The organism is Nonomuraea sp. NPDC050733, from assembly GCF_040654215.1.
Taxonomy (GTDB): Bacteria; Actinomycetota; Actinomycetes; order Streptosporangiales; family Streptosporangiaceae; genus Nonomuraea.
Genome location: NZ_JBFAHO010000003.1, coordinates 62,831 through 83,807 on the forward strand (window position 1 = coordinate 62,831; position 20,977 = coordinate 83,807).

Below are 20,977 nucleotides of genomic sequence, written 5' to 3' on the forward strand. Positions count from 1 at the left end.
CTCCAGAACTGCCTGCACGCAGGCCTACGCTGGGGCCATGCCGCCGTGTCTCGACGTCTACGTATGGATTCCGGAGCGCGACTCCGAACTCCTCGGGCGATTCATTGACAGCTACGTCAATGTGGAAGACCCCGGTGACGAGCGGTTCCACGCTTTCGTTCGGGTTCACGTCCTGGGCACCGCGAATGACGCGGACCAGAAAGCCCTCGACGGAGACGGCGCTTTCACGCTCTACCTCAGGGCTCGCGACCACTACCAGGCGATCATTACGTTCACCCGTGACGGAGCGGTCGTCCTCGGTCTCAGCGTCGACGCCCCCGACGACCTGCCGGAAACGCTCAGGCAGGCCGATCAGCTCGCAGAACAGCTTCGGCGGCAGTTCTCGGCCCCGGCCGCACGTGCGGGAGTCGAACTGCCTCCGGCCGGCGACAGCTCCGAATGGTACGAAGAAGCACTCGTGGTGTTTCGCACGGGCGAGCCAGGTTCGGTGGCAAGGGCCGGCGAAGTCGGCCCATGGCCGCAACGGTCATGACCTCGGCCACCAGGTCAGCCACCTCCCGCGCCTCGCGCGTTCTCGACAACTCGGCGCTACGTCGTATGCGATCATCGATGGATGACAACGAGAAAGGTCCATGGTCGCTGACCACCGGCTCGCGCTGCACGCGACGCTACCCGACCGCTACGCCCGTCATGAGGTCCTGGCCTCGACCATCGACCACCGCGGCCGGCTCGCCGCCCTGGTTGCTGACCCTGCCCAGGGCTTCACCCCCATCCCGCACTTCTCCGCACTTCGGCCGCCCCCGCGCTACGACGCGACCGCCGTCATCTGCGACGGGGCCGAGATCCGCGAGATTCCGCTGACCGATCTCGACCTGAGGTTCACCGCCATCGACACCCTCGGCGACGGCGTCGTGCTGGCCGCTGCTATTCACACAACATCATCGCACTCTCGTCGCACTCAAAGATCACGCCAACTCGGCCTCGGCTTCACCGTCGTCCAACGGCGCACTCGCGATCGGCAACCGAAGCGGCTGCATCATGTCGACCTTGACCGTGCGCGTCGTCTCCCAGATCCAGTACACACAGCAGATCTTGTGCCCGTCGTGGAGTGTTCCTGGTACGGCCGTGTGCCAGAGATTGTCGAAGCCCGGCTCTCGATACGCCCCCAGGTACGGATCGTGGGCGCACCTGTCAGCCCACCGGTCAAGGGCGGCGCGTATGTGGCCGAGCGCCGCCCAGGTGGGCTGAGTCTCCTTCAGGGTGTGGAGCGCCTCGATGAAGCCGGTCAGTTTCCATTTCCCGTTGTCAGGCACGGGCAGCCAGCCACGCGCGGATGTCCTCCAGACTGTCCGTGCGTCGCGGCTCGTCCCTGCGCCGCGCAGCGGCTTGCAGCATCCTCTTCACCTCGGCGGGATCCAAGCCGAGGTCGTCTTCCTCCGCGGCCTGGGCAGCGAAGAACTCCCTGATCCACTTCACCTCGACAAGGGCGCTGCCACCTGGCACACGCCCGGCGTCCGCGCGCTGCCACGGCGCCTCAGCTTGGACGCGATCCTCCAGCTCCTGCGTGCTGAGCTTGCCGTACCTGCTGAGGACGTACCCGACGGTGTTCAGTTCGGCCTCGCCCAGCCCGCCCGGCTCGCCGAGGGCGCCACCCGCCTCCTCGTCCCACAGCGCATCGACACCCGGCCCGCTGTCCCACGCACAGATCGCGTCCCCGAACAGAGGCCGGCCGAAGAACGCCAGGTGGTGGCCTTGGGCGTAGTACAGCAGCGCCTGCAGCTTCCGGGCGCCAAGCTTCGGCTGCCGCTCTCGGAACGCTGCTGCGATGTCATGGGCTGAGGCTGGCATCCCCCGACGATATGCCTCGCCCTGCAGCCGGTCTCGGCCTTCACCCAGTCGAGACCTACGGTCGTCCACGTCTTGAGCATGCACCGCTGTTGCCGTTCGTCGCGTCATGGTCCAGTCCCCTCGCCGTGATCGTGGGCCACGACCTTGACGCTACGCCGCTGCTTGTTAGCCGTCATGACACTCCGGGGTAAGACGCCCACCACCACATGCCGGCGTGCGCGGCTGTCGTTCACCGGGCGAGTCAGGGGCGCACTGCGGGCCAATCCGGGTCGGGGAGTTGCTCGGCGATCCGCCAAATCTGGGCGTTGCCGCCCCAAGAGCGGCGATGCCCATGGACGTACAGGCTCCGCTTCTCCCCTGCCCCGGGCGGGTTCTCAACGGACGCCACGAGCTGGCTGATCGCGTGCTGCACGGACGGGCCAGGACACGTGAGCGCGCATGCCTGAGTGCCGCCCGGGCCGGCCACCATGATGCGGACCCGGCGTGCTTCCCGGATCTGCCGGTCGGGATACATCTCGTCCCAGCGGGGATCGCCGCGATCATTGAGGGGGATGGCCGTCACCGACACGACGCTGTCCAGCCGCACCAACCCGTACGGGTCCTCGCACACCAACCAGGCCGCCATGACAGCCAGCGTGCGGGACAACCGCTCCGTCGGCAACCCATCTCGCCGAGGGCTCAGTTCGGCTACCGATCGCAATTCGATAGGCGCATGTGACTCTAGAGATCCCTGGACGTTAGGCGCGCCGCTGCTTTGATGGAGATCGTGCGCACCCTAGGAAGATCTCTTACAGCGATCGGCGCCACAGCTGGCGCGATCGGGCTCGCCAGCGCCAGCTACCAGACGTGGGGGTCGCTACGTGACCGGCTGCGCTTCCTGCCACCCGGCGAATTGATCAACATCGGAGGGCGTCGCATCCATCTCTGGGCATGGGATATCGACTCCCCAGGGCCGACCACTGTGATCGTCCCGTCTCTCGGCACCTCGTGCCTGGACTTCGGCGGGTTGAGACCTGCTCTCCAGGCTGATGATGACGAGCCGGTGGTCATCTTCGACCGTGCGGGGCTCGGCTGGAGCGACCCAGTTCAGGGTCCTCAGGCGCTTCTCGACGCCGCGGCCGACCTCTATCGTGCGCTCCTTCGCGCCCGGATCCGCCCACCCTACGTGCTGGTCGGCCACTCGATCGGCGGATACATCGTCCGCCTGTTCGCATCGGACCATCCGGAGATGGTCGCAGGCGTAGTCCTTCTCGACTCCAGTCACCACGACCAGTTCCACCGCCTTCCCAACTACGGCGCCGGAAATCTTCGCCGGTATGCCAGCGAACGAGTCCGGCCTTACGGTCTCATCCGGCTGGCCCACGACCTGCACCTGAGCGACTCTCTCGAGGTGCAGGCTCGTCAACGCTGCCCAGAGGTCTGGACGCGGACGTGGGCAGCAATCGAGCTCAGCGACCGGCACCGCCGCGCCTCCCTGCAAGAACTTCTCACGTGGCCTCGTCTTGCCAAGCAGGTTGCGATGAGGGCTCCGTCGCTCGGCGATATCCCTCTTACGGTCGTGTCTTCGAGCGAACTCTCCAGCGACTACGTCACACCAGCGCAGATCGCAGAGCGGCGAGCGATGTACAAGATCTGGTATCCGATGCAGGTCGAACTCGCAGCCTTGTCGAAGGACACCCGGCACCTGGTGGCCGAGCAGTCTGGCCACTACGTACATCGGTTCCAACCTGGTCTGGTAGCGGACGCGATCCTCGGCCTAGTGCGACGTGCTCGTTCCGGCTGAGGCTCAGGCACCACAGCGTTCATGGGCGGGCGTGGTCAGATCGGCGGGGATGTCAGCGACCTTGATGATCTGGCGTTGGCCAATGAACCGCTGCGTCACCAGGATGCCCGCCTCGTGGACCTGCTGGCCGGCGTGGCTCGCAGACGCGTCCTCAATCAGCCAAGGAGTGAGATCGGCTTCGAAACCGCCGAGCGCGGTCGCCAAGACACATGACTCGGTGGCGATACCGCACACGTAGATGTCCTGCCACCCCTGCTCGGCCACGAGCGCGGCGCTGGCCGGGTCGGCGAACAAGCCGTAGCCCTTCTTGTCGAGAACGTACGCGTGCGCGGTGTACGGCTGGAGTTCGTCGACGATGTCGATCTGCGGGGACGTCATGCACTCTGACCAGCCCACGAGTCTCTCGAAAGGGCTGCCGGGATAGTTGATGTAGCGAGTGAAGACCACGTCTCCACCCGCGGCCTGCCACCGGGCGACGAGATCCACGATCACCGGAACGACGTGAGCCGACGCTTCGCGCACGAAATGCTGCTGCACGTCGACGACCACGACCACCGACATGCCTCTGGTGGAGTTGCTCACTGTCTGCCTGCCTCTCTGAGGACCTCGATTGCCTGGTCAAGATGTCCAGCGAGTCCGCTGGTCTCCACGATGGCGTCTCGCATGGAGCGGTGCTGGCCCGTTTCCCGCGGCCGGGGGTTGGTCAGTCGGGACCGGGCGGCCCGCAGAAACCGCCACCCGTACCCTTCGGCGATGGCCGGGTCGTGCCCCTGCTCGACTTGGCCGTTGATCCACTCGCAGTACGCCCAGATCGCCTGCGTCGCCAGCTCACACGTGACTAGCTCTTCCTCGGCGAGGCACCGGGCAGCGTCGAGCGGGTGGTAGGCGACTCCTGACCATGACGCGTAGCCGAGGGACACGCCGGCCAGACCGAAGCTGCGCATCTCGTTGTGGTGGAAGCCTGAGGCGAGTAACTCTCGCTCGGCCTGCTCAGCGGCGGTGACACAAGTGTCGCTGCCTGCTTGTTCCCGGTCTACGAGGATGCGGGGGGTGCAGATGATTCGCAGGGCGGTGTCGAGCATCTGCCCGACACAGCTGGGGCTGTGCAGCCAGTAGAGGCTGAGCACGTACGAAGCCGCAGTGTCCTGGCCGGTGAGGGTGCCGAGCTGGCGTGTGGCCCATTCGAGGTCGCGCTCGTAGCTCTGATAGCGCCACACCGCCAAGTGCGCAAGGTTCGGCATGTCGAGTTCCTCCACCAGGTGAAAAACCACGACGCCGTACGCCCAGGCGTGCAGATGGCACGGCCCGCCAGGGTGTTCTAGCGGGAGTGCGTGGTGGTCGCTGCCCGCTGGTATCGCCGTCTCTGCCAGCTTGCGCGCCGCTGCCTCGCCGACGTACCCGGCGATGAACTTGTGGGAGCGTAGCCCGACCCTGTCGCCGGCGGCCGGCGTGACGGTGCTGACGGCGATGAGCACGTCCCCGGGCGGCACGAGGTTGGTTTCCCATGCCTTGACCGCGTCGGGGGAAACCGGCCAGCCGACCAGGGGGCTGAGCAGTTCGGCGAACTCGCCGTGCGTGAGGCCGAGGCCCTTGCGGATCGATGACCTTGCTTGGTTCGACCATCGGCGGCGCTCTCGTCTCGTAGGGGTCAGCTGCCTGTCTCGCGGTGGCGCGGCTGGGCCGAGCCGGTGTCGTTGCTGGGGTATGCGTGGCCGAGCCGGATGTAGAGCTGCTCGACGGTTCCACGGAGGTCGGCGATCTCCGCCATGAGTTCTTTGACCTGGCTTCCGGCGTCGAGGCGTTCGGCGAGGTCACGTACTTCGCTGCGGAGTTCGGCCACCTGCCGGGCAAGGTCGTCGACGCTCACGCGTTCGGCGTCGAGCTGAGCCGGCGTGGCTTGCACGTACACGGCCTTGCCAGGCTGGCCCATGGCCAAGCCCTCGTTCCGGAGCACCTCGACTGCCTTGCGGACCACGGTGACGGAGTAGCCGTAACGCTCTGTGAGCTCGGTGGTGGAGGGAATGGGGTCGCCTACCTGCAGGTCTCCGGAGGCGATCTGCGACCGGAGGGGCTTCGCAACGGCAGCATCCCCGGAACCCGATTCGGCCGAGCGCGCGGCATCTCCAGCGCGCTGGTCAACGGCTTCCTCACCGAGGTCGTCGCCACCGGGGACCCGATGAGCTTCGAGGAGTACGCGGCCCTCTGGCTCGCCAAGGTGCGCAAGAACGCCACGGTCTGATGACGACTCACGCCAGACACGCGAAAGGCGGCCCCTCGATCCGCCAAGACCCGGGCCGCCTTCATCGTTCGAGCCGCCGCCCTCTCGCGGCAGCGAGCGGCGGCCGGCCGTGCTTGGGGTGAACGCCGCGTCGCCGAAGGCAAAGCTGGTGGATTTCGCCGTCTCGCAGGGGATGCCTCAGGCCGCGGCCGAGGCCATGACGCGCCAGGAGCTGCTGGTGCGGCTGGTTCATCCGCACCGCCGTGCCGCCCCTAGCGGGGTGGCGTCGTGGCTGCCAGTGCGGGACGGGCTGACCCCGCACGGTATGCGGCACGGCCACTCCACGCTCCTGGACGGCCTGGGGACGCCCGTGCGGCTGCGGAATGACCGGATGGGGCACGCATCGCCGGGGATGCGGCGCGGCGACATGCGCCGCCGGTACACCCACATCGCCAAGGAGTGGCGCACCCAGCTCCGCAAGGATTTGCAAGAGGTGCTGAACCAGGCGCTCGCCGAGCGGGCGTGGTTCTCGTTCCACTCCCCCGTCGCCGTGCTCGACGATCTGCTGGCGCCGTTCCGGGAGGGGAAGCGGCGTCCGGTGGCGCCGTTCTCGGCGGCCGGTGACGTGGTTTCGCTGGCGGTTGGCGAGGAGTAGCGGGCCCGTCGCACTCATCGCACTTGGTGCGTTCGTCGCACTCTCGTCGCACTCGATCAAGGAACGCCCGGCCGGAGTGATCTACGACCGGGCGTTTTCCCTGTTTAGGGCTAGAGCCGACGAGGGGAATCGAACCCCTGACCTTCTGTTTACAAGACAGATGCTCTGCCGATTGAGCTACGTCGGCACGGCCTACCAGTGTAGGGCCTAGCGACGCCTGTGACGAGCGACTTCGTACAGTGCCACGCCGGCCGCCACCCCCGCGTTGAGCGACTCCGCCGCGGCGTGCATCGGGATGCGGGCCACCACGTCGCAGTGTTCGCGTACCAGGCGGGACAGGCCCTTGCCCTCAGAGCCGACGACGATCACGAGTGGCTCCGTCAGGAGGTCGACGTCGCCGATGTCGGTGCGGCCCTCGCCGTCCAGGCCGATCACGAACAGGCCGGCGTCGCGGTATTCGCGGAGCGCGGCGGTGAGGTTGGCGGAGCGGGCGACGCGGAGGTTGGCGAGCGTACCCGCGGACGTCTTCCAGGCGCCGCCGGTGACGCCCGCCGAGCGGCGCGAGGGGACGAGGAGCCCGTGTGCGCCGAAGGCGGTGGCCGAGCGGGCGATGGCGCCGAGGTTGCGGGGGTCCGTGACGCTGTCGAGGGCGACGATCAGCGGCGGCTCGGCCGCGTCATGGGCCAGCTCGACGAGCTCCGACGGGTGCGCGTAGTCGTAAGCCGGGATCTGCAGCGCGATCCCCTGGTGTACGGCGCCCTCGGTGAGACGGTCCAGCTTGTCGCGGGTCGACTCCAGCAGGGCGATGCCACGCTCGGTCGCGATCTTGATGGAGTCGCGGACGCGGTCGTCGTTGTCGATGCGCTGCGCGACGTACAGGGCGTTGGCCGGCACTCCGGCGAGCAGCGCCTCCAGCACGGGGTTGCGTCCGCCGATGTACTCGGGGGCGTCCTCGGAGCGCCTCTGACGCGCCTGAGCCGGCCGCCGGGCGCCACCACCCCGCTCCTCGCGGGCGACGCGCTCGGATCGCGCCTTGTCCTTGTACCAGTGGCGCATCTCGGCGGGCGGGGTCGCGCCCCGGCCCTCAAGGCCCCGGCGAACCTGCCCTCCGGTGCCCTTGGCCGGGCCCTTCTTCTTCGCGGGCCTGCCCGACGCTCTACCACCAGCTGCCATGCCTTCAAGGGTACTGGCGAGCGCCACCCACTCATGCCCGCCGACGGCCGGCGCCCACGTGGCCGCTCCGCCCCAATTGCTCGGATTGCTCGAATGACTCGAATCCGCCTCGGTGGCGGACGGTCCACTACGAGCCGCCCGACCGTCACGCCTGTCGCGTCCCCTGCCGGGACTCCGGGCGCGGGAGGTGGAACAGCGAGTGCAGCCGGCCCAGCGCCTTCATGTCGCCCGACACCCGTATGTCCCTGTCCTTGATCCCCTCCGCGAGCGTCCTCTCCCCCGCGGCCAGCTCCACCAGCGTCGCGTCGTCCATCTCGATCACGGCGTCCGGCTGCTGCGCCGCCCCCAGCACGGTCTCGATCGTCCCGTCGTCCACGCGCGCGTAGAAGACCTCGCCGGCGATCCGGAACTCGTACACCACCCGTACGCCCGACGCCGCCTCCGCGTCGAAGCAGGCCCGCAGTCCCAGCACGGCCCAGCCGGCCCGGAACGCCTCGTCCTCCCGGCGCTCCCCCATGGCCCACTTCATCCCCCACCGCGCCAGCGCCATGACCGCCGGGCCCAGTTCGGCGCCCGCCCGCGTCAGGGCGTACGCGGGAGTGCGGGCGGGCGGCGGCAGCACGACCTTGCGGACCAGGCCCTCGCGTTCGAGGTGCTTCAGCCGTGCCGCGAGCAGCCCGGTGCCGAGCCCGCGGAGGCTGCTCTGCAGGTCACCGAACCGCTTGGGCCCGGTCAGCAGCTCGCGCACGAGCAGCAGGGTCCATCGCTCCCCTACGAGGTCGAGGGTTCGCGCCGTCGCGCAGTACTGGTTGTACGTCCGCTGGTCCACTTCTCCACTGTAGTCTTCACACTTCTCGATTCTGAACCTCAGAGATGCCGAGGAGGAAGCGGACCACGGCTTCCGGAAGGGCCAGCATCACGTTGTGCGGCCCGTCTACGGGGACCGTCGGGTAGCCGACCTTCTCGGCCAGCTCGTCGAAGGGCATGGTTCGGGGCCGGCAGCAGAGGGCGGTGCCGGGGATCCGGTCCACGGCTCCGGTGAGGGTGGTGGTGTCGGTGAACGTTCGGAGCGGGTGGGGGCGCAGGCGGGGCCGCAGCCACTCCGCGTCGTCGGGGTCGTCGATGCCGAACGCGGCTGGTGCGGGGGCGGGCACCAGCCCCTTCTCGTCCGCGGCGGCCCTGATCCTGCTGACGAACGCCTCGGGCGCCAGGGTGAACATCCCCGCCCCGTCCGGCCCGGCCCAGCCGTCGATCAGGGCGACGTGCCCTACGTGTTCGGGCCTGCGGTCGGCCGCCTGCCGTACGACCAGGCCCGCGTAGCTGTGGCCGACGAGCACGACCGGCTCACCCACGGCGTCGAGCGCGGCGACGACCTGGTCCACGTGGTCGTGCAGGCCGGTCTCGGGGGTGGCGGTGAGGTCGGGCGTCACGGTACGGGCGCCGGCCCTTTCGAGCAGGGGGACGACACGCTCCCATGCCGAGGGGCCGTGCCAGGCGCCGGGGACGAGGACGAACGTGGTCATGATTGTGCTCCGTTTCGTAGCAGGGGCAGGGTCTGGGCGGCGAACTCCTCCAACGCCGCGCGGTGGTCGTCGACGGCCAGCCGGATCACCACGTGCCGCGCCCCTGCGGCCGCGTATCCCTGGAGCCACCCGGCGGCGTCCGCTGCTGTTCCGGCGAACATGGCCTGGATGCTCTCGACGACCTCCAAGGGGGCGTTGTAGTAGCGCTCGATGCTGGTACGGAGGCGGGAGCGGGCCCGCTCGGGGTCGTCGTCCAGGCAGATCGTGGCGTACAGGGCAGGTGTCGGGCCCGTACTCGGAACGCCCCCGTCAGCGTGGTCGGCCCGACAGGGCGCGCCCGGGTGGTCGGCCCGGCAGGGCGCGTCGGGGTGGTCGGTGACCGCCGCGGTGCCGTGGGCGTCGGTGGTACGCAGGATGGAGGTCCATTCGCCGGCGTACGACCGGTGGTCGGGCGGGTACGGGAGCCAGCCGTCCGCCAGCCTGGCCACACGGCGCAGGGCCGCGTCAGAGCCGCCTCCCGCGAGCCAGATCGGCGGACCTCCGCGTTGTGCGGGTCTCGGAGCGAGGTGTACGTCGTGGAAGGCGAAGTGCGCTCCCTGGAACGACACCTCGTCCTCACTCCAGAGGCGGCGCATCGCGGCGATCGACTCCTCCATGCGGCTGACCCGGCGTTTGAACCCGACGCCGACCGCCTCGAACTGGGCCTCGGTCCTCGGGTGCGGGAAGCCGGCGCCCATGCCCGCCACCAGTCGCCCCCCGGACATGCGGTCCAGCGTGGCCAACTGGTGAGCCAGCAGGATCGGGTGCCGTAAGGCGGGCAGCAGGACCGCCGTGCCGAGCGTGACGCGTTCGGTGCCGGCCGCCGCGGCGGCCAGCACCAGCAGCGGATCGGCGCGTGGACGTGTCACCGGGCTGTCGCCCGCCCAGACGGAGTCGAACCCGCGATCCTCCGCGAGCCGTGCCTGGCCGATCAGGGATGGGAGGTCGCGATCGCCCATGACGACCCAGTCACGGGTCGGCAGTAGGTAGCCGATCTGTAACTCGGCGCCGGCGTCCTCGGGTGCTGCTTCGTCCATGCGTTCCCCTCGCTCTCTGGTGGGTGGCTCCAGAACTGGAGACAGGTTGATCCTGAATGGTTGACTTCCTGATTTTGAAGTCTACGATTCATCATCAGGTAAACGGAAGACCCCAGACCGGAGGACTGACATGACTGAGCCGCTCTACACCACCAAGGCCAACGTCACCGGCGGACGCGCCAACGGCCACGGCAGGACCAGTGACGGGATGCTCGACGTGGTGCTTCGCCAGCCCAAGGAGCTGGGCGGAGACGGCGACGGGACCAATCCTGAGCAGCTGTTCGCGGTCGGGTACGCGGCCTGCTTCTCAACCGTCGTGAGCATGCTCGGACGACGCGAGCGGGTCGAGACAGGCGACGTCGCGGTGGACTCGTCGGTGATGCTCATCCCCAACGCCGACGGCACGTTCCGGCTCGGCGTGGAGTTGGCGGTCACGCTGCCGTCCGTGACGGACCCGGCGAAGGCCGCGGAGCTCGTCAAGACGGCGCACCTGGTGTGCCCGTACTCGAACGCGACGCGGGGGAACATCGACGTGGCACTGAGCGCCAATGGGGTCGCTGTATAAGGGAATTCCGCGGCGTCGCAGGGGTGGGGCGCGCTTTCGTCCTTCGCCGGGATGATTGCGGTGGAAGCTGTGTCGGCGGGAACAAACTGCAGGTCACGCGCCGTTCGAGAAGGAAGCGGTCATAGGCCGGGCGGCTGACGGCGACGCGGCTGTGAGTCGGCGAGCGGGCTGACGACCACCCGGCTTTTCGTCAAACGTCCGGCATTGACCGGCAAGTGCCGCGGCTCCGAGGTGGGGCACGACAGGCGGCCTACGTACTTGTGGCCCCCACGGACTCCATTCTCGGCCTACGTACTCGTGCCCCCCACGGGCCCAAGATCAAGCCAAGAAGCCGCTGACCAGTAAGAGCCAGTAAGAGCCCGCGACTGGTCAATGCGGCGATTGTGCCGTAATCGCACCACACGGCGCCGGAAGAATCGCGCCACTCCCACGTACGCGCATCGCCGCGTGCCGGCGATGGCGAATGCGCTGAATATTACGAAATCTTCACTCATCCCACTCCGAGCAGGAGGAGTCGGTAGACGAGACGAACGGAAGGTCACTCATGACGTACAACCACAGAAACGGCGGCGGACGCGTCACGCGCCACGCGCGGGACGGCTCGCCGCTCACGGTCGAACGCCACCCTGCGTCTGCGAGGCCCGCGTGAGCGCGCGGGCGCGGGGCGAGCGGGTGGATCCCGGTCGTCGTCCGGCGGTGGGTGTGCATGCCGGTGTGCCCGAGGGCTGCGAGGTGGGGACCGTGCGGAGGCCGAACGAGCGGGGCGAGGCGGACCTCACCGTCCTGCGGCTCATTCATCGGTCCCTGCGCGACGACCTCCACAGGCTGACCGAGCTGATCAGCGGCCTGGCGGACACCGTCGAGGCGTCCGCCGTGCCGCCCATCCCCACAGTGGTGGCCGACACCGGGACCGACTCCTGGACTACGCCGTCAGGCGGCGGAGAAGGGTCCGGGAGCAGGTCGTATCGGCTCGGGGCGTTCGAGCTCAGAATCCCTGGAGGACATCCGGACGTGGCGCTGATGTCCCGGCGGCGGGCCGAGGCCGTGCGGGACTACGTCACCCTGCTGTGCGAGGAGATGGACCGGCATCACGACTGCGCGGCGCGGATCCTGTGGCCGCTCGTCGCCGAGTCCGCCGGAGCCGCCCTCGACACACGGCCGTACCGGGAGACCCATGAGCTGCTGACGCCGATCCTGGCGGGGCTGCGGGCGGCGGCCGACCAGTTCACCGCCGCCCCCGAGTCGGGGGCGGCGCTGCTCGCCGCCCTGCTGCGGGTGGTCAGGGACCGGGTAGACGAGCACGTCCACCATCTGGAGCAGGACGTGCTGCCCATCATCGAACGGTACGTCTCCGCGAAGGACTACGCGGTGGCCTCCCGGCGGATGCGCTCGACCATCTCCTTGGACCGCGTGCCCTTGGTGCTGCCCTGGGCGGCCAGGCTGGCGACCCGAGAGGAACGACGCCGGCTCATGCGTGAGACCGGAATCGGCAGGCGGCTCCTGCGGGTGTTGTCCGCGCGCGCGTACGTGCGGCTGGAGCGACGGGTGTTCGGACCCATCGCCAGGTGATCCGACACGCTCCAGCGGCGTGCGTCGCGGCCACGTGCCACAGCCGTGGAGCCGCCCCAGCCGGACTCCTGGGACGGACCCGGCCGGGTCGCGAGGGAGCCCGGCGAAGGGTTCGGTCAGCGGGTCAGTTCCCAGCGGGCGCCGTGCGGGGTGTCCTCGACCGTGATGCCCGCCGCCGCCAGCCCGTCCCTGATGGCGTCCGCCGCCGCGTAGTCCTTGCGCGCCCGTGCCGCCGTACGCTGCTCCAGCGCCACCGCCACCAGCGCGTCCACCACCGGCTTGAGGTCGGAGCCGGCCTCACGCCACTGGGGCGAGCGCGGGTCGAGGCCGAGGACGTCCAGCATGTTCTGCGTCTCGGCGAGCAGCCGGGCCACGGCCTCCTTGTCGCCGCGCGACAGCGCCACGTTGCCCTCGCGCACGACCTCGTGGACGACGGCGAGCGCCTGCGGCGTGCCCAGGTCGTCGTCGAGCGCGTCCGCGAACGCCTGCGGCAGCGGCGCGTCGGCGTCCACGTCGTGGATGACCTCGGCCGCCCGCGTCACGAACCCCTCGATGCGCTGGTAGGCGGCCGCCGCCTCCAGCAGCGCCTCCTCCGAGTAGTCGATCGAGGAACGGTAGTGCGGCGCCGCCAGGTAGTAGCGCAGCTCCACCGGGCGTACCTTCTGCACCATGTCTGGGATCAGCAGCGAGTTGCCGCGCGACTTGCTCATCTTCTCGGCGCCGATCTTGAGCATGCCGTTGTGCATCCAGTAGCGCGCGAACCCGTCGCCCGCCGCCTGGGACTGGGCGGTCTCGTTCTCGTGGTGCGGGAAGATCAGGTCGATGCCACCGCCGTGGATGTCGAACGTCGGCCCCAGGTACTTGGTCGCCATCGCCGAGCACTCCAGGTGCCAGCCGGGACGGCCGAGCCCCCACGGCGTCGGCCACGTGGGCTCGCCGGGCTTGGCGCCCTTCCACAGGGCGAAGTCGCGGGGGTCGCGCTTGCACGTCTCGTCGTCGGTGTCGGCGGCCGGCCGCATGTTCTCCACCTTCTGGTTGGAGAGCTTGCCGTACTCGTCGGCGTACGAGACCACGTCGAAGTAGACGTCGCCCCCGGAGGCGTAGGCGTGGCCGCGCTCGATCAGCCGCTCCATGAGCGTGATCATCTCGGGCACGTGGCCGGTCGCGCGCGGCTCGACGGTCGGGGGCAGGCAGCCGAGCGTGTCGTACGCCCAGGTGAACGCCCGCTGGTTGCGCTCGGCCACCACGAACCAGGGCACGCCCTCCGCGGCCGACACCCTGATGATCTTGTCGTCGATGTCGGTGACGTTGCGGCAGAACGTCACCTCGTACCCGGAGCGCAGCAACCAGCGCCGCAGCACGTCGAAATTCACGCCTGAGCGGATGTGACCGATATGCGGCGGAGCCTGCACGGTTGCGCCACACAGGTATATCGACGCCCGGCCGGGTTCCACAGGAACGAATTCTCGAACGGCGCGTGTGCTGGTGTCGTACAAGTGCAGGCTCACGAAGGAAAGGCTAACGCCTCAGCCACGCTCACATGCCGAATAAATCACCCCCGCAGGATGACGCGTTCGGGAGTGACCCTGACGATCAGGCGCCGAACCCCCGGCTGGTCCACCCACGGCTGCCCCGAGTACTTGTGCGAGAGCTCCTGGATCAACTTGCCTTCGGGGTCGTCCTCCAGAGTCACCCGGCCGCGCACCTCGGCGTATCTGAAGGGGTTCGCGGGGTCGATCACCAGCAGGCTGGTACGCGGGTCACGCTCGAAGTTGCGGGGCTTCACGCGCCCCGCGGCGGTCGAGAACAGCACGTCGTTCCCATCCGTACGCACCCAGACCACAGTGTTCTGCGGTGATCCGTCCGCGTTGAGGCTGGTCACCGTCGCGTAGTTCGGTCCGTCGAACAACTCGCGCACGCCATCCGAAAGCTCGGCCATGGTCTCTCCTCGATCAGTCGTGGACGCCATTCTTCTGTAGGCTCGACAGCGCCATGGACGTGACTCCCCCCTCTACGCTCCGCCGCCTCGGCATCGCCCTGGCCGGTGTCGCGGTCGCCGCGCTGACCGGCGCCGCGTGCGCGCTCTCCTTCGACGACCTGCGCTCGCTGGCCCTACGTGGCGAGGCCCGGGCCGACCTCGCCTACCTCTATCCCGCGGCGTTCGACGCGGTGCTCGCGGTCGCGCTGATCAGCCTGCTGCTGCTGCGCTCGGCGCGGCTGCTCGTGCGGCTCCAGACGGCGATCGTCCTGGTCGTGCTGCTGGTGGCCGCCGCCGCGACCGACGTCTCGACCGCGCTGCGGCTGGAGCCGGACGTACGGCAGGCCGCCGTCGGCGTGGCCCTGGCGCCGTGGGTGATGCTCGCGGTGGCGCTGTGGCTGTGGCTGCTGCTGATCAAGCACGTCCAGGATCGCCGCTCCGTACGCGACTCCGCACGCGACGGCGACCGGGCCGACGACGGGGAGCAGGGTGGTGAGGCGGATCTCGTCCCCTTCCCCCGGGGTCGCGCGGCCGACACGCCGCCGCCTCTCTCGGAGACGCCGCCACTCACCGAGCCGGTGCAGCAGGTGCTGGAGCCGACGCCGGTCGTCGGCCCGACCCCGGCGCCCGAGACGCCGCCGATCTCTGAGCGCGTCACGAGCTGGCCGACACCCGAGCCGGCGGCCTCGGACCGCCCCGGCGAGACCGGCGGGGACGGCGGAACCGGCCGTCCAGGCGAGACCGGCGGTTCCGAGCGCAGCACCGACCGCACCGACCGCACCAGGGAGCTTGCCGTACGTCTGGAGACGGCCGCGCCCCTGAGCAGGGTCGCACCAGAGGAGGAGGAGCCGGCGGAGTCGCCGCATGAGGCGGCCGCACCCCGCGAGTCCGAGGCCCCCAGGCGGGAAGCCGCGCCCCGCGAGGACACAGCGACCCGGGAACAGGCCGTACCTCGTGCTGAGCCCGTGCCCCAGGAGGACTTCGGGCCCCGGGAGGAGGCCGTGGCCCATGCCGTCTCCCACGAGGAGGCCGCACCCCGGGAGCAGGCACCTCGGGAGGAGGTCCCGCCCCACGAGGTCCCGCCCCAAGAGGTCACACCCCGGGAGGAGGCTCCGCGGCGTCCGGTGCGCTGGGGGGATCGGGTGAGGCCCACCGACGTGCTCGTCCATCCCCGCACTCCGGCCGGCAAGGACGCCGACACGCAGCCCGTCCAGGTGTTCTCCGACGACGCCGCCCCCGTCCGCTCCCGCTCCACCGCCGCCCCCGGGACGGCCGCACCTCAGCACGCCTCCCGGACCGCCGAAGAGGCCGCCACAGGGACCGCCGCTGGGGCCGCGACTGGGCCCGCTGCCGAGGCTGCGGGGGAAGGGACGCCGGATCCCGCGCACGGCCGCGAGGCCGCCGACCCGGCCGAGTCCCGGTCGGCCACCCGGTCCACCGCCCGGTCCACCGCGCGGAATGCCGCGCCGGGCAACGCTCCAGAGGCCGCACCGGACGACACCCAGGACGACACCCAGGATCCACAGGACCCCCGGGACGCCTCTCACGGCGACCCCACCGCCCCCCGCGGGCTCTCCGGGGAGCGTGACGAGTCCATGGTGGACACCGCCCCCCATCCCGTCGTCCACGAGGAGCCCGCCGAGGCGTACGACGCCCCTGCGGGCCGCATGCGCAGCACGCCGCTCCCACCCGAGGACTGACACGGGACACGCCCCACAGAGCCCCTGAAAGGCCCACAGGCCCTCTCAAGGGGGAACGACAAGCCCAGGCAACACGGAGACCCGCTCGGCGAACCGAGCGGGTCTTTCCGCATATACCGTGTGCCGCGCCCCTCTCAGAGGCGGGGTCGTGGTCTTAGATGCTCCGCGAACCGCTGCCGCGGCGCAGTCCCGCCACGAGGCCGACACCCACGATCGCCAGGACGACCTGCATCACGAGCTCGATCCAGTCGATGCCCGGAGTGGTCTCAACGCCCAGAACCTGCGCGATGAGGGTGCCCAGCAGGGCGGCCACGATGCCGACGACGACGGTGAGGATCCACCCGATGGCCTGCCTGCCGGGAAGCAGCAGACGGCCGACAGCGCCGACGACGGCGCCGATGACGATCGCGCCAAGGATGGACTGGATTGTCATGGTACGAAACCTCCCCATGAGGGTGAGCCGTTCACTCTCTCACGGTGAGATCAGTACCCAGGCCCGCACGATTATGCGTAGAAATTACGTTGGCCCTGGTCAGACGCCTGTAGTACCCGGGCCGTGTGTTCTCCCGGTGCTCATCCTGGACACCAGCAGCACCCCTCCGATGGCGAGCACCAGCTGAAGGATGTGCTCGATCCAGTCGATGCCTTTGGTGTCGGCCCAGCCGGCGAGTTGGGCGATGAGCGTTCCGAGCAGAGCGGCCACGATGCCGACGATGAGCGTCAGCCCGATGCTCATGTTCTGCTTGCCCGGAACGATGAGCCTTGCCAGCGCACCGATGATGGCACCGATGACGACGGCAGAGACGATGGCGCCGATCATGTGTACTCCCCCCGAGACGTTCACATGTCATAAGGGGGCGTACCCGGCCTAATCCACCACTACTCCCACCGATAGGCTACGGTCCGTACCGTTCCGGTGACGGACCGTCTCCCCGGTCGGCGCAGCAGGCGGAGGCGGCGCCCGCCGGGGCGCCGCTCGACGGCGACCCGTCAGGAGACGCCCTCAGAGGCGGAGAGCTTGACGACGAGCGCGGTGGCGATGGCGGCGACGCCCTCGCCCCGGCCGGTGAGGCCGAGCCCGTCGGTGGTGGTGGCGCTGACGCTCACGGGCGCGCCGAGTGCGGCCGACAGTGTCTTCTCGGCCTCGGCGCGGCGTGGCGCGAGCTTGGGCCGGTTGCCGATGACCTGGAGCGCGACGTTGCCGATCTCGAACCCGGCGGCGCGCACCTGGCGGGCGGTCTCCTCCAGCAGGACGACGCCCGAGGCGCCGGCCCAACGGGGGTCGGCGGTGCCGAACAGGCCGCCCAGGTCGCCGAGTCCGGCGGCGGACAGCAGTGCGTCGCAGGCCGCGTGCGCGGCGGCGTCGCCGTCGGAGTGGCCCGCGAGGCCCGTCTGACCCGGCCAGTGCAGGCCGGCGAGGTGCAGCTCGCGCCCGGATGCGAACGGGTGGACGTCGACTCCGACGCCCACCCGGGGGATGCTCGTGCTCAGGAGTTGAGGACCTCGTCGAGCAGGGCCTCAGCCTTGTCCTCGTTGGTCTTCTCGGCGAGCGCGAGCTCGCTCACCAGGATCTGGCGCGCCTTGGCGAGCATGCGCTTCTCACCGGCGGACAGGCCGCGCTCGCGGTCCCTCCGCCACAGGTCGCGGACCACCTCGGCGACCTTGTTCACGTCCCCCGACGCGAGCTTCTCGAGATTTGCCTTGTAACGACGGGACCAGTTGGTCGGCTCCTCCGTGTGCGGCATCCGGAGGACGTCGAAAACCCGCTCGAGGCCTTCCTGGCCTACGACGTCACGCACGCCGACGAGTTCGGCGTTTTCGGCTGGCACCTGGACGGTAAGGTCGCCCTTGTCGACCTTGAGCACCAGGTAGGTCTTTTCCTCACCCTTGATGGATCGCTTGGTGATTGCCTCGATCCGAGCAGCCCCATGGTGGGGGTAGACGACAGTGTCGCCGACCTGGAAAGTCATGTGACAAGTACCCCTTCCGCTGTACTCCAGGGTACCACGCGTTCACAGCCTCCCGGAACAGTGAAATCACCATAACTGCAGGTCAAAGCCGCATATTAGGGGTTGACAACCCGTCAACTGTATGAATCGCATATGCCCGCACGGCTAATGACCTGCGGGGGCGCGGGAATGACCATGGAATCGATCGATATGGTAGGCGCTGCACCATCACGCATGCGCGATACAAGGAGAACCCGCCCGTGACCAGCCGTCGCTGGATTGTCGCCACCGCCGCGCTCCTGGCAGCTCCCGTTCTTGCCGGCTGCTCGGCTGGATTCGGCGCCAACACCGCCAAACCGTACGCACCCAACGAGGCAGGCGTCCTCATCGAGCAGGGCAAGTACGGCGCGCGTGGCATCCAGATCCCCCAGGCGTTCGTCCTCGGCCCCGACTCGGGGGCTCAGCTCGCGTGGCGTGGCTCCGCCCCGATCTACCTCAACATCATCAACACCGCCGGCGCGCCCGACACCCTCACGGCGGTCTCCGCCGGGTCGCTCGGGACCGTGAAGGTGGCCACGCCGATCCAGCTCCCCAGCAACCAGCTCGTCAACACCGGCAAGCCGACGCCGCAGCTCATCCTGGAGAGCCTCTCCAAGAGCCTCAGGGGCGGCGAGAGCGTCAAGCTGGACCTCACCTTCGCCAACGCCGGCGTCGTGTCCTTGAACGTGCCTGTGGTCACGCGCAGCCGCGAGTTCAAGGACTACCCGCCGGCCCCCGGCGCCACGGCGGCCCCGACGCCCACGCCGACGCCCTCCGCCACGGAGAGCGAAGCCGCCCACTGATCAGTCCGCACTGACGCTCCACAACGAGAGACCCCGGTCCGCGCCGTGAGGCGGGCCGGGGTTTTCCATGCTGACGACGGGCGCCGGACGACGGCTGCGGGACGGCAGGCGCGCCGCCGGGCGTGTCGCCGTGGCCTGAGCGGCCGCCCGCGCCCGCCCAGGCGCCGGCGGCGGCTCACGAGTCGGCGCCCACCCAGGCACCGGCTGCGGCTCAGGAGTCGGTGGCGTCGAACTTGTAGCCGAGCCCCCGCACCGTCAGGATGCAGCGCGGGTCGGACGGGTCCGCCTCGATCTTCGCCCGCAGCCGCTTGACGTGCACGTCCAGGGTCTTGGTGTCGCCCACGTAGTCGGCGCCCCAGACCCGGTCGATGAGCTGTCCCCGCGTCAGCACGCGGCCGGCGTTGCGCAGCAGCACCTCCAGCAGCTCGAACTCCTTCAGCGGAAGCTGCACCTGCTCGCCCCGCACCGCGACGACGTGCCGGTCGACGTCCATGCGGACCGGTCCGACCGCGAGGACCGCGGTCTCCAGCTCCTCCACGGGGTCGCCCTGCCGCCGCAGCACGGCGCGGATGCGCGCCACGAGCTCCCGCGAGGAGAACGGCTTGGTGACGTAGTCGTCGGCGCCCAGCTCCAGGCCCACGACCTTGTCGATCTCGCTGTCCTTGGCCGTCAGCATGATGACCGGCACCTTGGAGCGCTGGCGCAGCGAGCGGCACACCTCGGTGCCGGGCAGGCCGGGCAGCATGAGGTCCAGCAGCACCAGGTCGGCGCCGTTGCGGTCGAACGTCTCGAGCGCCTCGGGGCCGGTCGCCGCGATGGAGACCTCGAACCCCTCCTTGCGCAGCATGTAGGACAGCGCGTCGGAGAAGGACTCCTCGTCCTCCACCACCAGTACTCGGGTCATCGGGCCGCCTCCAGGGGGTTAGCGGTTGGTACGGGCACTGCCGTGCCGCCGAAGGCGGGCAGCCGCAGCGTGAACGTGGAGCCGGAGCCTTCCTTGCTCCAGACCGAGACCTCGCCGGCGTGGGCGGCGGCGACGTGCTTGACGATCGCCAGGCCGAGGCCGGTGCCGCCGGTCGCGCGCGACCTGGCCGCGTCGACACGGAAGAAGCGCTCGAAGATGCGCTCCAGCGACTCCTCGGGGATGCCGATGCCCTGGTCGCTGACGCTGATCTCGACCGAGTCGCCGGCCGCTCTGACGCTGACGACCACGCGGGTGTGCTCGGGGCTGTAGGCGATGGCGTTGTCGATGAGGTTGCGCAGTGCGGTGACGAGCAGCTCGTCGTCGCCCCAGGCGCGCAGTCCCTCGGCGCCGCCGGTGACGAGGGTGATGTCCTTGGCGCTGGCGCGGGTGTTGCAGTGGTCGATGGCGTCGTGGACGGCATCGTCGACGACCACCTGGCCGGGGGTGGGGATGGGCTCGGCGCCCTGGATGCGGCTCAGCGTGATGAGGTCCTGGACGAGGTAGGTGAGCCGGGCCGCCTCGTGCTGCATGCGGCCGGCGAATCGGGTGACCGCCACCGGGTCGTCGGCGGCGTCCTGGACAGTCTCGGCGAGCAGGCTCAAGGCCCCCACGGGGGTCTTGAGCTCGTGGCTGACGTTGGCGACGAAGTCGCGGCGCACGGCCTCGACCCGGCGCCGCTCGGTCTGGTCCTCGGCGAGCACCAGCACCTGGCCGTAGGAGCCTAGGGGCGCCACACGGACCGCGAAGCTGGTGGTCTCCTGGCCGAACTTGTGGCCTGCCACGTCGATCTCGGTCTCCCGGATCTCGCCGTCCCTGCGTACCTGCCGGGCCAGGGCGAGCAGCTCGGCGGCCATCAGCCTGTCGCCCTTGACCAGCCCGAACGCGCGCGCGGCGGAGCTGGCGCGCAGCACCCGGTCGTGCGCGTCGAGGACCACGGCCGAGGAGGGCAGGACGGCCAGCACCGACGCCACGCCCTGCGGCAGCGCGCCGGGGTCGGGCGCCTCAGGCTCGGCGGCGCGGCGCGGCGCCTCGATCTGGTTGCGATAGAACAAGATCGCGAAGGCCCCCACGACGAAGCCCGCCAGGGCCGCGAAGCTCATGGCCATCTCACTCATGCCTTCGATGGTAGGTGGC

The 20,977-nt window shown here is 69.6% G+C and carries 25 protein-coding genes and 1 tRNA gene; 7 read left to right on the top strand and 19 right to left on the bottom strand.

What is annotated here, in order from left to right; genetic code table 11:
- Positions 1-37: 37 nt before the first annotated feature.
- The gene (locus AB0H64_RS06870; protein ID WP_357620936.1) at positions 38-532 is read left to right on the top strand and encodes a hypothetical protein; all 495 of its coding nucleotides are present in this window, start codon (positions 38-40) and stop codon (positions 530-532) included.
- A gap of 433 nt (positions 533-965) precedes the next feature.
- Here the strand turns inward: AB0H64_RS06870 and AB0H64_RS06875 are convergent, their stop codons facing one another.
- From AB0H64_RS06875 to AB0H64_RS06885, 3 genes are all read right to left on the bottom strand, one after another.
- Positions 966-1,313, bottom strand: a complete 348-nt coding sequence (locus tag AB0H64_RS06875) for a hypothetical protein (RefSeq protein ID WP_357620938.1) — start codon at positions 1,311-1,313, stop codon at positions 966-968.
- The gene (locus tag AB0H64_RS06880) at positions 1,306-1,848 is read right to left on the bottom strand and encodes a type II toxin-antitoxin system antitoxin SocA domain-containing protein (RefSeq protein WP_357620940.1); all 543 of its coding nucleotides are present in this window, start codon (positions 1,846-1,848) and stop codon (positions 1,306-1,308) included. The genes AB0H64_RS06875 and AB0H64_RS06880 overlap by 8 nt, the downstream gene beginning before the upstream one ends.
- Positions 1,849-2,089: 241 nt before the next feature.
- Positions 2,090-2,473: a hypothetical protein gene (locus AB0H64_RS06885; protein WP_357620942.1), complete on the bottom strand. Its 384-nt coding sequence runs from the start codon at positions 2,471-2,473 to the stop codon at positions 2,090-2,092.
- 132 nt (positions 2,474-2,605) lie between these two features.
- Between AB0H64_RS06885 and AB0H64_RS06890 the strand changes: the two genes are divergently transcribed.
- Positions 2,606-3,631, top strand: coding sequence for an alpha/beta hydrolase (locus tag AB0H64_RS06890; protein WP_357620944.1), 1,026 nt, complete (start codon positions 2,606-2,608; stop codon positions 3,629-3,631).
- Positions 3,632-3,634: 3 nt separating this feature from the next.
- Here AB0H64_RS06890 and AB0H64_RS06895 read toward each other — a convergent pair whose 3' ends face one another.
- The 3 genes from AB0H64_RS06895 to AB0H64_RS06905 form a co-directional block, all read right to left on the bottom strand.
- Positions 3,635-4,192, bottom strand: coding sequence for a cysteine hydrolase (locus AB0H64_RS06895; protein WP_357620947.1), 558 nt, complete (start codon positions 4,190-4,192; stop codon positions 3,635-3,637).
- Positions 4,193-4,209: 17 nt separating this feature from the next.
- Positions 4,210-5,106, bottom strand: coding sequence for a hypothetical protein (locus tag AB0H64_RS06900; RefSeq protein WP_357620949.1), 897 nt, complete (start codon positions 5,104-5,106; stop codon positions 4,210-4,212).
- A gap of 173 nt (positions 5,107-5,279) precedes the next feature.
- On the bottom strand, positions 5,280-6,044 hold the full coding sequence (locus AB0H64_RS06905; RefSeq protein ID WP_357622131.1) for a GntR family transcriptional regulator: 765 nt from the start codon (positions 6,042-6,044) through the stop codon (positions 5,280-5,282).
- Here AB0H64_RS06905 and AB0H64_RS06910 point away from each other — a divergent pair.
- A complete protein-coding gene (locus AB0H64_RS06910; protein ID WP_357620951.1) occupies positions 5,989-6,504 on the top strand; it encodes a hypothetical protein in 516 nt (171 codons plus the stop codon). The two genes, AB0H64_RS06905 and AB0H64_RS06910, sit on opposite strands and share 56 nt — an antisense overlap.
- A 114-nt stretch (positions 6,505-6,618) precedes the next feature.
- On the opposite strand, the gene AB0H64_RS06915 is transcribed toward AB0H64_RS06910, so the two are convergent.
- The 5 genes from AB0H64_RS06915 to AB0H64_RS06935 all read right to left on the bottom strand — a co-directional run bounded on the left by AB0H64_RS06915 (position 6,619) and on the right by AB0H64_RS06935 (position 10,276).
- Positions 6,619-6,691 (bottom strand) — tRNA-Thr (locus AB0H64_RS06915).
- 20 nt (positions 6,692-6,711) lie between these two features.
- The gene (gene rlmB, locus AB0H64_RS06920; protein ID WP_357620953.1) at positions 6,712-7,677 is read right to left on the bottom strand and encodes a 23S rRNA (guanosine(2251)-2'-O)-methyltransferase RlmB; all 966 of its coding nucleotides are present in this window, start codon (positions 7,675-7,677) and stop codon (positions 6,712-6,714) included.
- Between the two features lie 145 nt (positions 7,678-7,822).
- On the bottom strand, positions 7,823-8,506 hold the full coding sequence (locus AB0H64_RS06925) for a winged helix-turn-helix transcriptional regulator (RefSeq protein ID WP_357620955.1): 684 nt from the start codon (positions 8,504-8,506) through the stop codon (positions 7,823-7,825).
- Positions 8,507-8,522: 16 nt separating this feature from the next.
- The gene (locus tag AB0H64_RS06930) at positions 8,523-9,200 is read right to left on the bottom strand and encodes an alpha/beta hydrolase (RefSeq protein ID WP_357620957.1); all 678 of its coding nucleotides are present in this window, start codon (positions 9,198-9,200) and stop codon (positions 8,523-8,525) included.
- On the bottom strand, positions 9,197-10,276 hold the full coding sequence (locus AB0H64_RS06935; protein ID WP_357620959.1) for a TIGR03619 family F420-dependent LLM class oxidoreductase: 1,080 nt from the start codon (positions 10,274-10,276) through the stop codon (positions 9,197-9,199). Before AB0H64_RS06935 ends, AB0H64_RS06930 begins: the two co-directional genes overlap by 4 nt.
- Before the next feature lie 130 nt (positions 10,277-10,406).
- On the opposite strand from AB0H64_RS06935, the gene AB0H64_RS06940 reads away from it, so the two are divergent.
- Together AB0H64_RS06940 and AB0H64_RS06945 are read left to right on the top strand one after the other, a co-directional pair.
- Positions 10,407-10,841 carry an organic hydroperoxide resistance protein gene (locus AB0H64_RS06940; RefSeq protein WP_357620961.1) on the top strand — a complete coding sequence of 145 codons (435 nt, stop codon included), beginning with the start codon at positions 10,407-10,409 and terminating at the stop codon, positions 10,839-10,841.
- A gap of 741 nt (positions 10,842-11,582) precedes the next feature.
- On the top strand, positions 11,583-12,410 hold the full coding sequence (locus AB0H64_RS06945) for a hemerythrin domain-containing protein (RefSeq protein ID WP_357620963.1): 828 nt from the start codon (positions 11,583-11,585) through the stop codon (positions 12,408-12,410).
- A 116-nt stretch (positions 12,411-12,526) separates the two neighbouring features.
- Here AB0H64_RS06945 and cysS read toward each other — a convergent pair whose 3' ends face one another.
- Positions 12,527-13,918 carry a cysteine--tRNA ligase gene (gene cysS, locus AB0H64_RS06950; RefSeq protein ID WP_357620965.1) on the bottom strand — a complete coding sequence of 464 codons (1,392 nt, stop codon included), beginning with the start codon at positions 13,916-13,918 and terminating at the stop codon, positions 12,527-12,529.
- A gap of 44 nt (positions 13,919-13,962) precedes the next feature.
- The gene (locus AB0H64_RS06955; RefSeq protein ID WP_357620967.1) at positions 13,963-14,349 is read right to left on the bottom strand and encodes a PPOX class F420-dependent oxidoreductase; all 387 of its coding nucleotides are present in this window, start codon (positions 14,347-14,349) and stop codon (positions 13,963-13,965) included.
- 53 nt (positions 14,350-14,402) lie between these two features.
- Between AB0H64_RS06955 and AB0H64_RS06960 the strand changes: the two genes are divergently transcribed.
- A complete protein-coding gene (locus AB0H64_RS06960; RefSeq protein WP_357620969.1) occupies positions 14,403-16,088 on the top strand; it encodes a DUF2637 domain-containing protein in 1,686 nt (561 codons plus the stop codon).
- A gap of 154 nt (positions 16,089-16,242) precedes the next feature.
- On the opposite strand, the gene AB0H64_RS06965 is transcribed toward AB0H64_RS06960, so the two are convergent.
- The 4 genes from AB0H64_RS06965 to AB0H64_RS06980 all read right to left on the bottom strand — a co-directional run bounded on the left by AB0H64_RS06965 (position 16,243) and on the right by AB0H64_RS06980 (position 18,058).
- Positions 16,243-16,521, bottom strand: coding sequence for a GlsB/YeaQ/YmgE family stress response membrane protein (locus AB0H64_RS06965; protein ID WP_310706884.1), 279 nt, complete (start codon positions 16,519-16,521; stop codon positions 16,243-16,245).
- A gap of 99 nt (positions 16,522-16,620) precedes the next feature.
- Entirely contained in the window at positions 16,621-16,908 is a 288-nt protein-coding gene (locus AB0H64_RS06970) for a GlsB/YeaQ/YmgE family stress response membrane protein (RefSeq protein WP_357620971.1), read from the bottom strand.
- 170 nt (positions 16,909-17,078) lie between these two features.
- Positions 17,079-17,558, bottom strand: coding sequence for a 2-C-methyl-D-erythritol 2,4-cyclodiphosphate synthase (gene ispF / locus AB0H64_RS06975; protein WP_357620973.1), 480 nt, complete (start codon positions 17,556-17,558; stop codon positions 17,079-17,081).
- A 17-nt stretch (positions 17,559-17,575) separates the two neighbouring features.
- Complete coding sequence (locus tag AB0H64_RS06980) at positions 17,576-18,058, bottom strand: CarD family transcriptional regulator (protein WP_043624891.1); 483 nt, start codon at positions 18,056-18,058, stop codon at positions 17,576-17,578.
- A gap of 239 nt (positions 18,059-18,297) precedes the next feature.
- Here AB0H64_RS06980 and AB0H64_RS06985 point away from each other — a divergent pair, with 239 nt between their 5' ends.
- The gene (locus AB0H64_RS06985; protein ID WP_357620975.1) at positions 18,298-18,879 is read left to right on the top strand and encodes a copper chaperone PCu(A)C; all 582 of its coding nucleotides are present in this window, start codon (positions 18,298-18,300) and stop codon (positions 18,877-18,879) included.
- A 211-nt stretch (positions 18,880-19,090) separates the two neighbouring features.
- Here the strand turns inward: AB0H64_RS06985 and AB0H64_RS06990 are convergent, their stop codons facing one another.
- Both AB0H64_RS06990 and AB0H64_RS06995 read right to left on the bottom strand, forming a co-directional pair.
- Positions 19,091-19,783 (bottom strand): response regulator transcription factor, encoded by a 693-nt coding sequence (locus tag AB0H64_RS06990; protein WP_357620977.1) that lies wholly within the window; start codon positions 19,781-19,783, stop codon positions 19,091-19,093.
- Positions 19,780-20,949, bottom strand: a complete 1,170-nt coding sequence (locus tag AB0H64_RS06995; protein ID WP_357622134.1) for an ATP-binding protein — start codon at positions 20,947-20,949, stop codon at positions 19,780-19,782. Before AB0H64_RS06995 ends, AB0H64_RS06990 begins: the two co-directional genes overlap by 4 nt.
- Between the last annotated feature and the right edge of the window lie 28 nt (positions 20,950-20,977).

What these genes read in the sequence shown, in the direction of transcription:
- AB0H64_RS06870 (WP_357620936.1), top strand. Translation starts at nt 38, where the DNA reads ATGCCGCCGTGTCTCGACGTCTACGTATGGATTCCGGAGCGCGACTCC.
- AB0H64_RS06880 (WP_357620940.1), bottom strand. Translation starts at nt 1,848, where the DNA reads ATGCCAGCCTCAGCCCATGACATCGCAGCAGCGTTCCGAGAGCGGCAG.
- AB0H64_RS06885 (WP_357620942.1), bottom strand. Translation starts at nt 2,473, where the DNA reads ATGGCGGCCTGGTTGGTGTGCGAGGACCCGTACGGGTTGGTGCGGCTG.
- AB0H64_RS06890 (WP_357620944.1), top strand. Translation starts at nt 2,606, where the DNA reads ATGGAGATCGTGCGCACCCTAGGAAGATCTCTTACAGCGATCGGCGCC.
- AB0H64_RS06895 (WP_357620947.1), bottom strand. Translation starts at nt 4,192, where the DNA reads ATGTCGGTGGTCGTGGTCGTCGACGTGCAGCAGCATTTCGTGCGCGAA.
- rlmB (WP_357620953.1), bottom strand. Translation starts at nt 7,677, where the DNA reads ATGGCAGCTGGTGGTAGAGCGTCGGGCAGGCCCGCGAAGAAGAAGGGC.
- AB0H64_RS06930 (WP_357620957.1), bottom strand. Translation starts at nt 9,200, where the DNA reads ATGACCACGTTCGTCCTCGTCCCCGGCGCCTGGCACGGCCCCTCGGCA.
- AB0H64_RS06935 (WP_357620959.1), bottom strand. Translation starts at nt 10,276, where the DNA reads ATGGACGAAGCAGCACCCGAGGACGCCGGCGCCGAGTTACAGATCGGC.
- AB0H64_RS06940 (WP_357620961.1), top strand. Translation starts at nt 10,407, where the DNA reads ATGACTGAGCCGCTCTACACCACCAAGGCCAACGTCACCGGCGGACGC.
- AB0H64_RS06955 (WP_357620967.1), bottom strand. Translation starts at nt 14,349, where the DNA reads ATGGCCGAGCTTTCGGATGGCGTGCGCGAGTTGTTCGACGGACCGAAC.
- AB0H64_RS06960 (WP_357620969.1), top strand. Translation starts at nt 14,403, where the DNA reads ATGGACGTGACTCCCCCCTCTACGCTCCGCCGCCTCGGCATCGCCCTG.
- AB0H64_RS06965 (WP_310706884.1), bottom strand. Translation starts at nt 16,521, where the DNA reads ATGACAATCCAGTCCATCCTTGGCGCGATCGTCATCGGCGCCGTCGTC.
- AB0H64_RS06970 (WP_357620971.1), bottom strand. Translation starts at nt 16,908, where the DNA reads ATGATCGGCGCCATCGTCTCTGCCGTCGTCATCGGTGCCATCATCGGT.
- AB0H64_RS06980 (WP_043624891.1), bottom strand. Translation starts at nt 18,058, where the DNA reads ATGACTTTCCAGGTCGGCGACACTGTCGTCTACCCCCACCATGGGGCT.
- AB0H64_RS06990 (WP_357620977.1), bottom strand. Translation starts at nt 19,783, where the DNA reads ATGACCCGAGTACTGGTGGTGGAGGACGAGGAGTCCTTCTCCGACGCG.
- AB0H64_RS06995 (WP_357622134.1), bottom strand. Translation starts at nt 20,949, where the DNA reads ATGGCCATGAGCTTCGCGGCCCTGGCGGGCTTCGTCGTGGGGGCCTTC.